Origin of the sequence: Gordonia sp. BP-119 (assembly GCF_016924115.1) — a bacterium.
Classification (GTDB): Bacteria; Actinomycetota; Actinomycetes; order Mycobacteriales; family Mycobacteriaceae; genus Gordonia; species Gordonia hongkongensis.
Map to the genome: position 1 here is coordinate 1 of NZ_JAFFZF010000005.1, position 16,059 is coordinate 16,059.

Genomic DNA, 16,059 nt, shown 5'->3' on the forward strand with positions numbered 1-16,059 from the left:
GCGACCGTGCCCACAATCCCATGTTCAGGGCGTCGAGGGCGAGGTCGGTGTGCATGGTGGTCGAGACCTGCCAGCCGACGACCATCCGCGAGAACACGTCCAGGACGAACGCCGCGTACACCCAGCCTGAATCACCCTAGGTTCTGTGCCGCCTCCAATTGGGCTGGTCCTCGGGGCCGAGGCCAGCGTAGTGAAGCGTTTCGAGCTCGGTCGGGGGGATCTGGCCGATACTCGAGTGCAGTCTGCTGTTGTTGTACCAGTCGACCCAACCAGCGGTCGCGAACTCGACGTCGGAGACTGTCTTGTACGGACCGGAGTGGAAGATCGTGGTCCGGATGAATTCGGTCTTGTACAAGCCGTTCACCGACTCGGCCAGCGCGTTGTCGTAGGCGTCCCCGACCGTTCCGATCGACGCCGCGATGTCTTCGAGTCGCAGACGTTCAGTCAGTGTAACCGATGTGTACTGACTTCCCGCATCTGAATGGTGAATCAGCTCAGCGGCTTTCACCGGATGCCCTTCCCGCTTGCGCTGCCACAGCGCCATCCGAAGCGGGACCGTCACCAGCTCGACTGTCTTCGATGTCGATGCGTGCCACGCCACGATTCGACGGGAGAACACGTCGATGATGAACACCACGTACACCCACCCGGCCCATGTCCGGCAGTAGGTGAAATCGGTCACCCAGACCCGGTTGGGTTCGGCGGCACTGAACTGTCGGTTCAGCAGATCCTCCGCGCGTACACCGTCAGCGGAGCGGACGGTCGTGCGGACCCCTTTGGATCTTCGAATTCCGTTGTGGCCTAGCATTTTCATTGCTCGATCAACAGCGCCGTAGGACACCCCAGGCAGTGTTGTGCGGTGCAGATGGGCGCGCATCTTCACCCGCCCGTAGAGGCCCTCGGGAGTCATCTTCCGTCGGCCGTCGTCATCGGTGCGCCAGACGACATTGCGCACCGCATCGACGACGTGAGCGTCGGAGACGGTACGAGCAGCAGGCATTCGTGTTCGCCATGCCCGGTAGGTTCGTGCGGCAACCATGCAGCCCTGCTCACGCAGGACCCGGCAGATCGACTCGACCGCAAAACCGTTGCTGCGCATCTGATCTATGAACGCCACGATCATCGGTTGCGGGGGTCGAGTTCCCCCGCGAAGAAAGTTGTCGCCGCCTTCAGAATGGCAACGTCTTCTCGCAACTGCTTGTTCTCCGCCTTGAGACGCTTGATCTCGGCGGACTCCTTCGAGGTGGTCCCGGAGCGGGCGCCGGCATCGACCTGTGCCTGCACTGCCCACCCGCGTACCGTCTCTCCGCCGACACCGACCTGCTTAGCGATCGCTTCGGCAGCGGCAGTCAACGACGTGTACTCGCCGCCGTGGGCCTCCAGCAACCGCAGAGCCCTCGAACGGACCTCTGGATCGATCTTTTTAGGCATGAGCTCATCCTTCCTGACTCAGAAGGAAGCGGCATCAAACCAGGGGTGATTCACCCGGTCACCGCAGCCCCCACCCGACAACCCAGGACAACGAAGAACCGGCGACACAACGCCGGAAAACCCGCACGCCCACACCACAACCCCACCAAACACAACCCCACATGAAAGATCCAGGCTCAGGGAGCAGTAGAAGGGCTCGCGCCGCGCACAACGGTTCTTTCGTGATCCACGACGGCGGCCGGGCCGCGTCACGAAGGGCCTGGCGACCAATGTCCCCGCTCCCAGCGAATTCGACGTGATCTGCGCCGCCGACCATAGCCAGATGTCGAGGGCTGATCGTCGGGTGCGAATTCTTGTCGGTGGTCGGGTCTACCTTGGATGTATCAGTTGGACCGGTCAACCAGGCCGGGCGGCAACGACTTTGGGGGAGTCACTGTGGGGGCATGGACGGATCTGCCGGGCGAGTTCCTCGCCGGGGTCGATCCTGCCCGCCCGGCCGAAGCCGACACCGCCACCCATATGCAGCGCCTGGGGTCGATCCGCGCGGGCGAGTCATATCTGGCGTGGTGCCGCTACCAGACGATCCTGGTGCTCTGCGATCGGCTGTTGACCACTGTCGGCAACAGTTACGTCTCCGACGGTTTCGGTGACATCGTCGCCCGGGTCTCGCGCGAGGCCGGGATCACCCGCTACCGGGCGGGGATGCTGGTCGACGAGGCGCTGTGTCTGCGTGACCGGTTGCCGCGGGTGTTGGAGACGTTGCGCGACGGTGTCATCGGGCCGCACCAGATCCGGGAGATCATCGGACGCACGCACTTGGTGTCCGATGATCACCTTCTCGACCCCGACGACCCCGCCAGCCGCCGGATCATCGAGGTGCTCGACGAATCGATCGCCGACCTGCTGCGCTCCCGGTCCGGGTCGTGGTCGACGTCCGGTTTGCGCGACATGATCGACCGCCTGGTCTTCGGCCACGACGCCGACGCCGTCCGGGAACGGCGCCGCGAAGCGCTCGACAAACGCGGGGTGTGGACCGAGAACCACGGTGACGGCACCGGTGAGATCACCGCGGTCATGGCCGCCGAGAACATCCGAGCTTCCAACGCCTCGGTACGGGAGTTGGCCGCATCCGTCTGCGACCGGGATGGCCGCACCCTCGGGGAACGTAAGTCCGACGCCATGTACGCGTTGCTCACCCGAACAGCGTTCACGTGTGCGTGCGGTCAGTCCGACTGCACCACAACACCAGTCGATCCTGCCGGTGCGGCGGCGAGTACCGAGATCGTGATTCACGTGGTCACCGACGCCGACACCCTGGCCGGGGGGTCCGGACCCGGCTGGGTCGACGGGCACGGAGTCATCTCCGACGAGCATGTGCGCGACCTTGCCGCCCGGCCCGACGCGACGATCAGGCCGGTCACCCCGGTCCGCACACCACCGTCGCAGGTCGTCGCCGGCGGCCCAGCCGCGACCGGCGAGGGCGGATACGACGACGACACCACGCGTACGGCGAACATCGCCGCGCCACAGCAGGCTACAGATGACGCCGACACCAACACCAACACCGACGCCGGCGGCGCGGGTGACGCGTCGACGCCCCCGACTTCGGCCTCATCGTCGGCGGAGCCGGTGTCGTCGGAGGTCGTGGTGGTCTACCCGGCTGCCCTGCCTGGTGACCCGTATCGTCCGACAAGTGCGTGCGCGGAGTTCGTGCGGGTGCGCGACGGCTACTGCACCGAGCCGGGTTGCACGCGTTCGGCATTCACCGCCGATGTCGATCACGTCGCCGAGTACGACCACGCCCGGCCGGCACGCGGGGGTGCGACCTCGAGTGAGAACCTCAACGCCAAATGCCGTCCCGGTCATCTCCACAAGACCCACGGTGACTGGACCGATGTGCAGTACCGCGACGACGAGGGCCGCCTGGTCACCGAATACGTCACGCCCGAGGGCTTTGTGATCCCCGGCGAGGCCGAAACCCTCGAAGACCTCTTCCCCAACCTGCGTCGCATCCGGTTCGAACAAGCCGCGAAAGCCCCACCGACACCGCGGATCATCGTGCCCGAACGGCAAGGCAGACAACAGCAAGGCCGACCACCGCGCACGATCACCGAACGCACCGCCGCCAAACACGCGAAGCGGCGAGAAGAACGTGCCCGCAACAACAAACAGCGCGAAGCTAACCGCCGCGCCCGGAACGAGGCAGCCCACCATCAAGCGACAACCCACGACGACGAGCCCCCGCCATTCTGACCCGGCGCTCGGCGTGGCCTGTGGCGGCTAACTCCGCGGGTACCCGTTCGTGTCCGCCGGAGCGTCTTCGTGTCCATTGCCGCCCGACCCCTTCGGCGGACGGGTGAGGCGTTTGGGAAGTCGTTCGGCGAGACCGCCGAGCGGTGCGACCGTCTGGTTGAGCAGGTCGACGGTCTCGGCGAGCTCGTGGACCGTTTCCTGCATGGCGAGCAGGTTGGGTCCGAGCTGCCCGATGACCTCGGTGAGCTCGGAGATCCGGTCCAGCGGCCCGCCCGGTGCGATCGCACGCTCGACCGCGCCGTTCTCGCCCAGGAGCTGATCGAGCAGGCCGTCGTCCTCGGCGAGCCGGTCCAGGATGCCTCCCGCGGCGGTCACCTTCTCGAGCACACCGTCGGGCGCGGTCAACTTGTCGACGATGCCGCCCTCGGAGGTGAGGCGCTCGAGGATGCCCTCGTTCTCGGTGAACTGGTCGACCACGCCACCCGGCCGGGTCAACCGGTCCAGCGGTCCACCCTTCGCGGTGAGGCGCACCAGGATGCCTCGTTCCTCGGCGACCTGGTCGAGGAGTCCGCCCTCGGCGGTGAGCTTGTCGAGCGGACCGTTCGGGGCGGTGAGCCGGTCGACGACACCCCCGGGATCGAGCAGTCGCTCCAGCGGACCGCCGTTGGCCAGGATCCTGCCGAACGGCCGCTCGGGGCCGAGTAGTTCGGACAGCTGGTTGAGGAGAGCGAGCGGCGTCCGGAGTGATCCGAGCTCGTCGGCGTCGACGCCCACTGCCAGTGCGATCTCGTTCTGCACGCTCCCAGCCGTGATACGGGCGATGGCGACTGCGGACTCGGCTGCACTGAGCACCACCCCGGTGACCGCGAAACCGAGTCGGAACGGCATCTCGACGAGCGCACGGCCCGCGTCCGCCGTGGCCACCGGTCTACGGTCGACGCGGCGACGGTCGGGTGGCGGCCGATCCGGAAGGGACTCCATGCTTTCCGACCCTAGGCCAACCGACCGGCGTTCGGGGCGAGGGTTCGGTGATTTCGAAGGGCGGTGTCGCTACCGCGCACCGGTCGCCGGTGCCTCTGCCGCCTTGGCGGCCTTCGCCGCCTTCTTGAAGTCGCGGACCTTCTGCAGCGAATCCGGGCCGGTCACGTCGGCCACCGACCGGAACCCCTTCTTGCTGTAGTCGCCGGCGACCTTGGTCCAGCCCGACGGCTTGACGTCGAGCTGCTTGGCGACGAGCGCGACGAAGATCTTTGCCTTCTGGTCGCCGAACCCGGGCAGGGCGCGCAATCGCTTCATCAGGTCCGCGCCGTCGGCGGCCTCGGTCCAGATGCGTGCGGCGTCGCCGCCGTACTCCTCGGCGACGACTTTCGCGAGCGCCTGGACCCGGCCGGCCATCGACCGACCGTAGCGGTGGATGGCCGGGGGAGTGGCACACAGGTCGGCGAACGCCTCGGGGTCGGCGTCGGCGATCTCGACCGGATCCATCGTGCCGAACCGGTCACGGATCTTGGCCGGCCCGGCGAAGGCCCGTTCCATCGGGAACTGCTGGTCGAGGAGCATTCCCGTGAGGAGGGCGAACGAATCGTTCGACAGGAGTTCGTCGGCCGCGGGTTCCTGCGCGATCTGGATCTTCGGCATGGGGTCGATTCTGGCAGACGGCACCCGCGTGCGGCTCTAGACTGCCCCCATGATGAGCGGGGAGAACACGGTCGGCTTCGAGAACGGCAGACGTCGGCGGGGACGCGTCGGAGTGGGAACGGTCGCGACGGTGGCCGGCGCCGTGCTGGCGCTGGCCGTGTCGCTGTTCGGTACTGGAGCCGCCGGGGCCGCACCGGCAGACGACGGGGCGAACTACGTCACCACCCTGCGGTGCGACAGCGTCAACCCGTGGCCGGCAGGCACGGTCAAGGTCCGCGTGGACGTGTTCAACCAGATCCGGCACCCCGCGGACGGACTACCCGGACCCGTCATCGCGCTCATCGGCACCGACCGTGCCCGAGCAGTGGCCCTCGAATACACCTACGAGGTGTCGGTGTCGTGGCGGAACCTGCGGACCGGACGTACCGGCGTCACCACTGTTCCGGGCCGCGGGTACACCATCAAATGGCAGGTCGACATCCATCCGGGCAGCGGTCCCGTCGCCTTCACGATCCGCCAGAAGATCGGTGCGCTGGCCTTCTTACCGATGACCAATCCGAAGTACTCGACCTGCTCGGGCCGCGCGGTCGCCTGACTCACCGGTCGGCGAGTCCGCCGATCAGCAGGTACTGCGCGGTGAAATAGCTTGCGAGCACCCAGGCCTCGCCGGCCACCCGGAGTCGAGGGTCGGTGACCAGGTGTCGTCGATTGATGATCGCGAGGTCGGAGAGCAGGAAGAACCACCCGCCCGCCCGCAAGCGCGGTTGCGGCGTCGGCACGTCCGCCGCCAGCGCCGACATCGTCGCGAGCGTGTTGCCGTACGTCCCCAGAACCGGCAGCAGGGCAGGGCGGTGTCGGCTCAGCACCGTCGCCGACTCGGCGAGAACGCCCACCCGCGGCGCGACGGACCGAACCGTCGGTCGTGCGCCGGCACGCCACATCGCGACCGCGTAGCTCAACTGTGCGCCCGCGAAAGACGTTGCACCCCTGCGGAGAAAACGATCCTTCGTGGCCGGGTCGTCGTGTTCGAATTCCTCCTGCAACATGAACCGGTCGCCGAGCGCGGAGAACCCGACGACGGACGCCAGGGCGACGGTGTCGGCGACCGGGCGGCGTCGTGCTCCGGCGGCCACCCGCGCCGCGAGAAGCGCGATCGGCAGCGGTTTGGTGATCGCGGCGCTGCGTCGATCACCGGCCGACCCGGCGATCGTCGCTGCCGCGGCAGTGGCCGCATAGGCGATCCGGAACGTTCGGTTCACCGCAGGACGCGGGCGACGAACGCGCGGATGTCGTTGTCGGAGAACCGCTTCGACTGGGCACCGTCGAGCGTCAGATAGGTACGCGCCGACACCTTTCTGTCGCCGACCCGGGCGTCGTTGAGGTACTTGAGGGTGAGCGGTACGACGACGGAGGTGTCCTGCAGGGTCTGCGTCATCAGGACCGGACGCTCGAAGCCGCGAGTGGGCAGCTCGGTCGCCTTGGTCAGCAGGGCGGTGAGTTCGGTGTTCCCTGACAGCGGTTTGGTGAACAGCGAGCCGATGGCGAGACCGTCCACCTCACGCGCGAACTCGGTGACACACGACGCGGCGGCCTTGGTCAGCCATTTCTTGCCGGTGTCGGTGAGGTAGGCGTCGAGATCGAGGTCGGACTGCGCGTTGCGGATCGCGCTCAGCGTGTACAGCGCGTCGGCGGCCAGCCCGGACGGCATCGCCGCGGACGACGGCCCGAGATTGGCCACGAGCGAACCGAACTGGGCGGGAATCGAACTCGCCGCGGCACCCTTGAAGTCGAGCTTGCCGCCCTGGATGGTCGGGGCCAGTCGGGCCAGCGTGATCGCGGCCGCGGCTCCCTGGCCCTCGCCGACCACTGCCCACGAGCGCGACAGGTTGTCGGCGATGTCCCGAGAGGCGCGCACCGCGTCGACGATGTTGCGGGCAGTGGCCTCGAGATCGTAGTACTGCGGCGTGCCGGGGGTCCCGACGCCCGCGTAATCGGTACTGACGACGGCATATCCACGACCGAGCCATCGCTTGAGCTCGTCGGTGTCCTCGGCGGTGGGCCGCGACGACGGTGCGCACCGGTCGGCGATGCCGCGCGAACCGTGGGCCCAGGCGACGATCGGCCAACCGCCGGCCGGCGCCCGCCCGCCCGGCACCATCAACACGCCCGAGGACAGATGGGCCTTGCCGTCGGCGCCGGTGCTCCAGTACGTGAAGTCGTTTCCGGACCCGGCGCCCGCTACCGTACGTGCCCGGGGGAGTTCGCGATTGGCGTAGACGGCGCCCGGCGTCTGTCCCGGACCTCGCGTGTCGACGGTGCCCGCATTGTCGTCGGCGGGCGCGCTGTTGTCCGTCGACGACGGTTCTGCCGACGGCTCGGCCACGCCTGGCGTCGATGTTCCCGGAGTAGGTTCGGCCGCGGCCGTCGCCGTCATGCCGACGGCGGCCGGGGCCACGACGATCGTTAGCGCGACTGCGGCCGCGAGGGCGCGTGCGAGGTGGGCACTCCGTGGTTTCGAAGTGTTGCCGTGGGGGTTCATGTGTCGTCAGTTCGTTCTGTGAGGCGTGACCGGATGCGAAAAGCGTTGTGCGTCAAGCATTGACGATGCCGACGGCAGGTAGGAACCAGCAGTTCTGGGTACCGTTGCTGGCGTTGCCGAAGACTGCCGACAGGATGGTGCCGCTGCCGGTCTTCACCGGTGCCAGCCGGACCCCGGACAGCAGGGGCAGCGCCGTCAGCGCGGTGCGGTCGGTGATCGGGTCGAGATCGGCGAAGCCGCCCTGGAGCGTGCTGGTGTTGAACCAGGCGACCTGCATTGTGCCGCCGCTACCGGCCGTCGGCGAGGCGGGCACGAAAGCGTATGCGGTCTCGCCCTTCTCGACGAGGTTGAGCTTCTCGGGCAGCTTCACGCCGGGGATCATGTCGAGCAGCGGCTTGAGCTGGGTCAGGGGGTCGGTCTTCATGGGCCAAGGACCCGCCACGGCGCCTGCTCCGGCGGTGACGAGTCCGAGCGGGTTGTCGGCGGTGGGGGCGGTACAGAACGGCGACACCGACGGGGTGAGCGTCTGGATGCCGAGCGTGCGCAACAGGGCGATGGGGTCGGTCGGGGCCGCGACCGGAGTGGCGGCCGACGCGGGTGCGCCTTCGGCGGCCGCGGGGAGCGGGAGAGCTCCCGCACGCCCGGCGATGTCCTCGACCGAGAGTTGTCCGGCGCTCCCCATGATCGTCTGGGCGGCCTGCACGGCGATCTGGTCGACACCCGCGGCCTTGAGCAGCCGGACCGCCCCGGCCAGCTCGGCGTCGAACGGGATCGACAGCGCGCCGAGCAGGTTGGCGGGGATGAGTGGCTCGGCCGCCGCCGGTGCCGAGGTGGCGGTGAGGGTGGCCGCCGCGATCGCCACACCCATGAGACAGGCGCCGCAGCGCTGGATCGCGCGGCTGCGAGTGACGCGACGCGGAGCGTCGGAACGCGTGAACCGAGACGTGAGGGACATGGCTCTCCTTGGGGCAACCGGCTGTGACGGCCGAGCACCCGCCACGTGTGGCGGGTGTGACAGATGGGACTCGAGTTACAAGAGACCACGAAGACTCGGAACCCGGCAAGTCGCGAGTCCGACCTGTGACATGGGCGCGATCCGCGAGAGACCGAAACCGCGGCGAACTGCGGGTTCAGTGCCCTTGAGCACGGCCTCGGACCGCCGCACAGAGGCCGACCACCGCCGGCACGCTCAGCTCGCGCCGCCGATTCCCTTGCCGATCAACACGACTCCGATGACCAGGATCAGCACCGCCATCACCGTCGCGTTGTTCGCCTGCAGCCACGACTTGAGGCGGTCGAGTGGTTCGCGCAGGCGGGCCGCGGCGAGCTGGTAGCCCACGACCGGGACCACGACCGAGGTCGAGGCCAGGAGTGCGAAGATCGCCACCGCGATCACGTCCTGCGGCATCGACAGCGCGCCCGAGGCGATCGAGACACCCGCCGCCGCGCAGAGAACGAGATTCTTCGGATTGATCGCCGCCAGCGCGAACGCGATACCCGTGGCGGTCACCGGACGCATCTCGTCGATGGCCGACATCCACTTCGGCGTCGCGGACTCCGCGTGCCGGGAACGCCACTGACGCAACCCGACGACGAGCAGAACGACACCGAGCGCGATCTTCATCCAACCGGTGCTCGACGACGATCCGTCGAGGTCGACGGCGCTTCCGAGGGCCACGAAGACGGCCACCGCGACGACGATGCCGACAAGCCAGCCGATCGCGAAACCGATACTCGTCGTGCGCGCATGGCGTCCCAGGAGCATGAGGATCGCCGCGATGATCGGGATCGGCGACACCGCGACACCCACCGCAAGGGGTAGTAACTCACCGAGCACGGGTCCCATCGAGAACTCCTCACGACATGGTGCCGACAGATGACGTTTGTACGCCATGAGAGTGGCGAATGTCGGACTGTTTGCGTGACGGACGGTCTTGATATGTCTTGCATGCCATTTCGCGTTCTGTTCGGCCGATGTTCACGTGATCTGCCGCGCCTTCCGATAGTGGCGCCCTGAGCGCAGGTCCTCTCACGACGAAGGCACCCCGTCTGCGAGCCGGGGTGCCTTCGTCGTGAGAGGAGAAAGAGATCAGATGATCGCGAGCCCGATCACCGGGACGATGGTGCAGGAGACGACCTTGCCCTTCGTCTTCGTGGTGACGTTGCCGTGGATCGCCGAGATGACGCGGCCCTTGCCGGTTCGCGAGATACCGGTGAAAGTGCCGGGGCCTTCCTTTACGTTGATCTTCGGGTTGCGCTTGAGCGTCGTGGTACCCGTGCGACCGGTGTCGACGTTGAACCAGCTGACCGTGAGCGGCGCGGCCTTGTTGTCGATCGCCGGACCCGTGCCGAGCGAGGTGTAGACGTAACCGCTCTCGCCGCGCTTGGGGCCGGGGGCAGGTGCCTCCTGCGGTCCGGCGGTGACCAGGGCGCGACCGAGCGAACCGCCGCCGGGGATGCAGCCGAGGCCGAAGGTCGGGTAGAGGAATTCCTGGATCTTCGGGGCATTCGGGCCCTGCGGGATCTCGGGATCGCCGGGCTTGGGCTCGGCGGCGAGCTGACGCGCGGCCTGCTTGCGGCCGGGTTCGCCGAGGAAGTCGGCGATCGAGCGCCAGATCTTGCTGACCTCAGCCGGCATACCGGGGGTGTCGGCGAACGACTGGGCCTGGCGGAGCAGGTCGACCGAGACCTTGCCGTCGGGTCCGGGCGTCGCCACGGAGCCGATGATCGCGGGAGCGAACGCGCCGAGCGAGTCCAGCACGCGCTGGTCGACCTTCGGGGCCGGGGCGGCCTGCGCGGCCATCGGCATCGCGAGTGAGGTCGCCGCCGCGAGCGCCGACACGGCGACGAGGAGTCGACGGGTCCGGAGTCGACGCGGGGCATGGCCGGATCGCAACCTCAGTGGCCGGGAGAAACGCACTGGTGTGTCCTAACGGTCGTGGCGCCGACGATCAGTCGATCAGCGCCTCGCGGGTCGTGTCATCCGCCCGGGTGTCGGGTAGCGGACAGTCCATCCTCTCACCCGGGTCGTCGCGGGTCATTCTAAGCCCCCCGCGGGTTCCACTGTCCAGACCGCCGGTCTGTTACGGGTGGGGTTGTTGTGGTAATTGATGCAATTGTTATCGAAGTGACGTCGGGGCGGTTGAATCGAACGGACAGGCGGCAACCTGGTTGGATGAGGAGAATCGGGGATCGGGGACGGTCGAACAGGAGTCTGAAGTGACAGAGCTGCGCGCTGACGCGTCGGGTCGCCCACGCGGGAGGTCGCGACTGACGCGACTGGTGGTCGGTGCGGCCGCCGTCATTCTCGCCGCGACGTCGGCGAGTGCGTGCGCCGACGACTCGTCGTCGGGCGCCGAGGTCACGCTGCTCACCCACGATTCCTTCGAACTGCCGGAGTCGGTGATCGACGGGTTCCGCCAGGAGACCGGACTGACCCTGAAGATCGTGAAGTCCGGGGACGCCGGGCAATTGGCGTCGACGGTGTCACTGACCCCGGGTGCGCCCAAGGGAGACGCGGTCTTCGGCATCGACAACACCTTCGCCTCGCGTCCGATCGACGCCGGCGCCCTGGAGTCCTATGAGTCACCCGCCGCGGCCGACGGTGCCGCCGATTTCGCGGTGCCCGGCGCGGAGGGGCAGCTCACGGCCGTCGACCGCGGGGATGTGTGCCTCAACATCGACGACGGTTGGTTCGAATCCAGGTCTCTGACCCCACCGGCGAGCTTCCGCGACCTGACCCGCCCGGAATTCGCCTCGCTCACCGCGGTGACCGACCCGGCGACCTCCTCGCCGGGCACGGCGTTCCTGCTCACCACCGTCGGTGCGCTCGGAAACGGCTGGCAGGACTACTGGAAGCAGGTCGTCGGCGGCGGCGCGACCATCGTCTCGGGCTGGGAGGTCGCCTACAACCAGCTCTTCACCGCCGGAGAGGGCCGTGGCGACAAACCCATCGTGCTGTCCTACGCCTCGTCGCCGGCGGCGACGCCCGGGACGAGCGCGCTGCTCGACAGCTGCTTCCCGCAGGTGGAGTACATCGGCATCCTGAAGGGCACCCGGAACTCGACCGGCGCCCGCAGGCTCGTCGATTTCATGCTGAGTCCCACTGTGCAGAAAGAACTCCCGAACTCGATGTATGTCTACCCGGTGCAGCGCGACACCCCGCTGCCCGCGGGATGGCCGGCGCGCGCGGAGGTGCCCGCCTGGATGTCGTCGTTGCCGCCCGCCACGATCGCGGAGAACCGCGAGATGTGGCTCGATCAGTGGCGTGCCGCGGTCGGCCGGTGACGACTCGGTGACCCCGGCCGGGACAGTGGTGACCCGGGTGGCCCGGGCCGCCGGACCGGTTGCGCTGTGGGTGGTCCCGGCGCTGTTCGTCGTGGTGCTGTTCGCCTGGCCGGTGATCGCGCTCGTCCGGCGCGCCGTCACGATCGCCCGTGACTCCGGGGTGGGCCTGTTCGAACTGCTCGACCGCACCGACGCCCTGGGGCTTCTGGGCGTCACCCTGGGCCAGGCGGCCGCCTCGACGGTCCTGGCGCTCGTCGCCGCCGCACCCATCGCGTGGTTGTTCGCCCGGGTCCGCGGGACCACCGCGGTCGTGCTCGCCGTCGTGGTGACCGTGCCATTCGTGCTGCCGACGGTCGTCGTCGGTGTCGCCTTCCGTTCTCTGCTGTCCGGCCCATTGGCGTTCCTGCACATCGAATCCGGGCTGCCGGCCGTGCTCGCGGCACACATGTTCATCAACATCGCCGTCGTCGTCCGCGTCGTCGGGGCGGCCTGGCGCAACCTCGACCCGCGGCTGCTCGAGGCGGCACGGTCGCTCGGGGCGGGCCGGATTCGGGCGACCATGACCGTGGTCGTGCCGCGCCTGGTGCCCGCCACGGCGTCGGCGGCCGCGCTGATCTTCCTGTTTTGTTCCACCAGTTTCGGCGTCGTGATCATTCTCGGCGCCGGGGAGCTGCGGACCCTGGAGACCGAGATCTACACGCAGGCCATCGGATACTTCCGGATTCCCGAGGCGGTCGCGCTGTCGATGCTGCAGATCGTGGTGGTCATGGCGGCGCTGCTGCTGACGCGGGTGTTCGCCGATCCGGCGAGCCGCGGATCGGGTGGCGGCGCCCGGCGGGCCGAACGGAACCGCAGGGTCGCCGGCGGCCGCTGGACGCGGCCGGCGGTCTGGGTGGTGGGGGCGTGGACAGCAGTCCTCCTCGTCGGACCGGTCCTGGTGCTGATGGTGCGGTCGGTCCGACCGGTCGCCCACGGCGACTGGACCCTCGCCGGCTACCGCGCACTGGCCGAACCCGTCAATGGGGTGACACCCCTGGAGAGCCTGCGCTATTCGCTGGTGACCGCCACTGCGGCGACCGCCATCGCCCTGGTGGTCGGTACGCTCGCCGCCGTCGCGCTGCATCGCGCGCACGGAGTCGTCGGGGCGATCGGCTCGGCCGTCTCGCTCATCCCACTCGGGATCAGTGCTGTCACACTCGGATTCGGCTACCTCATCGTGCTGGCGTCGTTGCCGTACGAGATCGCCGCATCGCCCGCGGTCATCCCACTGGTCCAGGCCCTCATCGCGATTCCGGTGGTCATCCGCATCATGATGCCCGCACTCGAGTCGGTGCCGGTCCGGTTGCGGCATGCCGCGGCGACGTTGGGAGCCACGCCGTTTCGCGTGTTCGCGACCGTCGACCTGCCGATCGTCGGAAGGTCGATGGGGGCTGCCGGTGGGTTCGCCTTCGTCATGGCCCTGGGCGAGTTCGGCGCGACGAGCTTCCTCGCCCGCGCGGACACGACCACTCTTCCGGTACTCATCGGGTCCGCTCTGAACCGCCCGGGGGCCGAGAACCTGGCCACCGCCATGGCCGCCTCGGTGGTCCTCGTCATCGCGACGGTCGTCGCAGTCGTCGTGGTCGAGGCGTTCCGGCCCCGCTCGGAGGTGCCGCTGCTGTGACCACGCAGAGTTCATTGGAGATCTCCGACCTCACGGTCGCGTACGGCGGCGAGACCGTCATCGACGGTCTGTCGTGGCGGCTCGGGGGAGAGGGGTCGCTGGTGACCGCGATCCTGGGCCCGTCGGGGTGCGGCAAGTCGACCCTGATCCGGACGATCGCCGGACTCGAGTCGCCGGTCGGTGGAACGGTGCGGTTCGGCGGAGGCGACCTCGCCGGCGTCGAGGTCCATCGGCGGGACTTCGGGGTCGTCTTCCAGGACGGGCAATTGTTCGGCGGGCGCAGTGTCGCGTCGAACGTCGCGTACGGGCTGAAGGTGCGGCGCTGGTCGCGCCGCGCCATCGCCGATCGCGTCGCCGAGATGCTCGACGTCGTCGGACTCACCGGTTACGACAAGCGTCTCGTCGAGACCCTGTCGGGCGGCCAGGCCCAACGGGTCGCGCTCGCGCGTGCCATGGCCCCGCGTCCGCGTCTGCTGTTGCTCGACGAGCCGCTCGCCGCGCTCGACCGGCGGTTGAGAGACGAATTGGCCGTGGAGATCTCGGAGATCGTCCGAGCGGCCGGCGTGCCGACGATGGTGGTGACCCACGACCACGCCGAGGCGGCCACCATGGCCGACGAGATCGCGGTCATGCGGGACGGGGTGATGATCCAGACCGACGTTCCGGCGGCGCTGTGGCGACACCCGGTCGACGAGTGGACCGCGCGTTTCCTCGGCGCCACGACCGTCGTCGATGCCCAGGTCCGGTCGGGCGTCGCGCAGACCGTCCTCGGTGAGATGCCGCTGGATCGTCCCGACGGTCCGTGCCGGCTCGGCCTGCGGCCCGAGTCGGTGGCGATCGGACCCACGCCGTCCGATGCGCCGGAGAGGCCGGGAACGACGGCGACCGTCGTGCTCGTCGCCGAACTCCCGGCCGGCCCGCGCGTGCGCATCGACACCCCGGTCGGCGAGATCGATGCGGTCACCGATGCCTTCGTCGCGATCGGCGACCGGGTGCGGATGCGTCTGGTGCCGGAACGGGTCGCGGTGATCGGGTCGTGACGCCGCGTGGGCCGGCGAGGAGGTCGTCGTGCCGGTGACACGACGAGACGTGCTGGTCCCGCCGGGACTGATGGTCGTCGGAGCGACATCGATGTATCTCGGCGCGGCCGTCGCCGTCGGCCTGTTCGACGTCATCTCCCCGGCCGCCGTCGCGTGGTTGCGGATCGCCGGGGCCGCGCTGGTGTTGCTCCTGTGGGTGCGTCCACCCCGCGGCGCCTGGCGCTGGGAGCGATTGCGCCTCGCCGGATGCTTCGGGCTGATCACCGCCGGGATGAACATCGCCTTCTACGAGGCGCTCGCGCACCTGCCCCTGGGCACGACCGTCGCCCTGGAGTTCCTGGGCCCGATCGTGGTGGCCGCGTTGGGTTCTGCGACGCGTCGCGACGTCGCCGCACTCGTCCTGGCGGCGGTCGGCGTGGTCCTGATCGCGGACGTCCGATGGTCGGGAACGGCGATCGGCGTCGTCCTGGCGCTGACCGCGGCCGCCTGCTGGGCGGGGTACATCGTCCTGGGCAAACGGGTCGCGGCGCGAGGCACGGGCGTCGAGGACCTGGCGACCGGTTTCGCGGTGGCCGCGTTGCTCACCGCGCCGCTCGCGTGGTGGGTGGCCGACGCGGTACGCGCGGGGGCCGCGTTGCCGGTGGTCCTGGCCCAGGGGTTGCTACTCGGCATCGCCTCGACCGCGGTGCCGTACGCACTCGACCAGATCGTGCTGCGGCGGGTCGGCCAGGCGAAGTTCGCGATCCTGCTCGCGCTGTTGCCGGTGACGGCGTCGGCGATCGGGTTGCTCGCGCTGGCGCAGGTGCCGCGGCCCCTGGAAGCGGTCGGGATCGCGCTCGTCGCGGTGGCCGTCGCCGTGCGATCGGTCGACGACGACAACCGGTCCGACGATCGTGCGGCGGAGATGCCGCCGGGGTGACCGGGAATCAGGCGGCGCGCGCCTTCTTCAGTGCTTTGTGCAGCTCTTTCTTCGACATGTCGGAGGTGTCGAGCTTGCGCATACGGTGGATGACCACCGGGCAGCGAACACAGCGCGTCGAACTCTTGCAACACTTCTTCTTGGGCTTCAGAGAGCCCACCTTGGTCGGGTCGACCTTGCCCATACGGCGAGGTTAGCAGACCCTAACTACGACTCTTGTGGGTGCTGTGATCGCGGTCTCACCGCCCGAGCCGATAGTCTGTGACGTTGAATCCCTAGGTGATCTGCT

The 16,059-nt window shown here is 68.6% G+C and carries 15 protein-coding genes and 1 pseudogene; 6 read left to right on the top strand and 10 right to left on the bottom strand.

Features of this window, described 5'->3' with window-relative positions:
• Both JW364_RS04620 and JW364_RS04625 read right to left on the bottom strand, forming a co-directional pair.
• Nucleotides 1-133 (bottom strand): annotated as a pseudogene (locus JW364_RS04620) (DDE-type integrase/transposase/recombinase); the annotation flags it as partial.
• Between the two features lie 3 nt (nt 134-136).
• A protein-coding gene (locus JW364_RS04625; RefSeq protein WP_137809049.1) for an IS3 family transposase occupies nt 137-1,431 on the bottom strand; the annotation gives its coding sequence in 2 pieces (ribosomal slippage) (nt 137-1,158 and nt 1,158-1,431; 1,296 coding nt in all).
• 435 nt (nt 1,432-1,866) lie between these two features.
• On the opposite strand from JW364_RS04625, the gene JW364_RS04630 reads away from it, so the two are divergent.
• Entirely contained in the window at nt 1,867-3,684 is a 1,818-nt protein-coding gene (locus JW364_RS04630) for an HNH endonuclease signature motif containing protein (protein WP_137809048.1), read from the top strand.
• 27 nt (nt 3,685-3,711) lie between these two features.
• Here JW364_RS04630 and JW364_RS04635 read toward each other — a convergent pair whose 3' ends face one another.
• Both JW364_RS04635 and JW364_RS04640 read right to left on the bottom strand, forming a co-directional pair.
• Nucleotides 3,712-4,665 carry a hypothetical protein gene (locus JW364_RS04635; RefSeq protein WP_068971192.1) on the bottom strand — a complete coding sequence of 318 codons (954 nt, stop codon included), beginning with the start codon at nt 4,663-4,665 and terminating at the stop codon, nt 3,712-3,714.
• Between the two features lie 69 nt (nt 4,666-4,734).
• Nucleotides 4,735-5,322 carry an HhH-GPD-type base excision DNA repair protein gene (locus tag JW364_RS04640; protein WP_065632624.1) on the bottom strand — a complete coding sequence of 196 codons (588 nt, stop codon included), beginning with the start codon at nt 5,320-5,322 and terminating at the stop codon, nt 4,735-4,737.
• 49 nt (nt 5,323-5,371) lie between these two features.
• Between JW364_RS04640 and JW364_RS04645 the strand changes: the two genes are divergently transcribed.
• Nucleotides 5,372-5,917 (top strand): hypothetical protein, encoded by a 546-nt coding sequence (locus JW364_RS04645; RefSeq protein WP_083207512.1) that lies wholly within the window; start codon nt 5,372-5,374, stop codon nt 5,915-5,917.
• Between the two features lies 1 nt (nt 5,918).
• Here the strand turns inward: JW364_RS04645 and JW364_RS04650 are convergent, their stop codons facing one another.
• The 5 genes from JW364_RS04650 to JW364_RS04670 form a co-directional block, all read right to left on the bottom strand.
• Entirely contained in the window at nt 5,919-6,581 is a 663-nt protein-coding gene (locus tag JW364_RS04650; RefSeq protein ID WP_065632625.1) for a lysoplasmalogenase family protein, read from the bottom strand.
• Nucleotides 6,578-7,861, bottom strand: a complete 1,284-nt coding sequence (locus JW364_RS04655) for a lipase family protein (RefSeq protein WP_068971191.1) — start codon at nt 7,859-7,861, stop codon at nt 6,578-6,580. Before JW364_RS04655 ends, JW364_RS04650 begins: the two co-directional genes overlap by 4 nt.
• A 52-nt stretch (nt 7,862-7,913) precedes the next feature.
• Nucleotides 7,914-8,816 carry a hypothetical protein gene (locus JW364_RS04660; RefSeq protein WP_068971190.1) on the bottom strand — a complete coding sequence of 301 codons (903 nt, stop codon included), beginning with the start codon at nt 8,814-8,816 and terminating at the stop codon, nt 7,914-7,916.
• 234 nt (nt 8,817-9,050) lie between these two features.
• Nucleotides 9,051-9,707 (bottom strand): GAP family protein, encoded by a 657-nt coding sequence (locus JW364_RS04665; RefSeq protein ID WP_068971193.1) that lies wholly within the window; start codon nt 9,705-9,707, stop codon nt 9,051-9,053.
• Nucleotides 9,708-9,950: 243 nt separating this feature from the next.
• A complete protein-coding gene (locus JW364_RS04670) occupies nt 9,951-10,781 on the bottom strand; it encodes a hypothetical protein (RefSeq protein WP_058252518.1) in 831 nt (276 codons plus the stop codon).
• A gap of 299 nt (nt 10,782-11,080) precedes the next feature.
• Between JW364_RS04670 and JW364_RS04675 the strand changes: the two genes are divergently transcribed.
• The 4 genes from JW364_RS04675 (at nt 11,081) to JW364_RS04690 (ending at nt 15,770) form a co-directional block, all read left to right on the top strand.
• On the top strand, nt 11,081-12,148 hold the full coding sequence (locus JW364_RS04675) for a thiamine ABC transporter substrate binding subunit (protein ID WP_068970770.1): 1,068 nt from the start codon (nt 11,081-11,083) through the stop codon (nt 12,146-12,148).
• 7 nt (nt 12,149-12,155) lie between these two features.
• Nucleotides 12,156-13,811, top strand: coding sequence for an iron ABC transporter permease (locus tag JW364_RS04680; RefSeq protein ID WP_205334088.1), 1,656 nt, complete (start codon nt 12,156-12,158; stop codon nt 13,809-13,811).
• On the top strand, nt 13,808-14,851 hold the full coding sequence (locus tag JW364_RS04685; protein WP_068970769.1) for an ABC transporter ATP-binding protein: 1,044 nt from the start codon (nt 13,808-13,810) through the stop codon (nt 14,849-14,851). Before JW364_RS04680 ends, JW364_RS04685 begins: the two co-directional genes overlap by 4 nt.
• Nucleotides 14,852-14,921: 70 nt before the next feature.
• Nucleotides 14,922-15,770, top strand: coding sequence for a DMT family transporter (locus JW364_RS04690; protein WP_068970773.1), 849 nt, complete (start codon nt 14,922-14,924; stop codon nt 15,768-15,770).
• A 7-nt stretch (nt 15,771-15,777) separates the two neighbouring features.
• Here JW364_RS04690 and JW364_RS04695 read toward each other — a convergent pair whose 3' ends face one another.
• On the bottom strand, nt 15,778-15,954 hold the full coding sequence (locus JW364_RS04695; protein WP_091344396.1) for a hypothetical protein: 177 nt from the start codon (nt 15,952-15,954) through the stop codon (nt 15,778-15,780).
• Nucleotides 15,955-16,059: the final 105 nt, after the last annotated feature.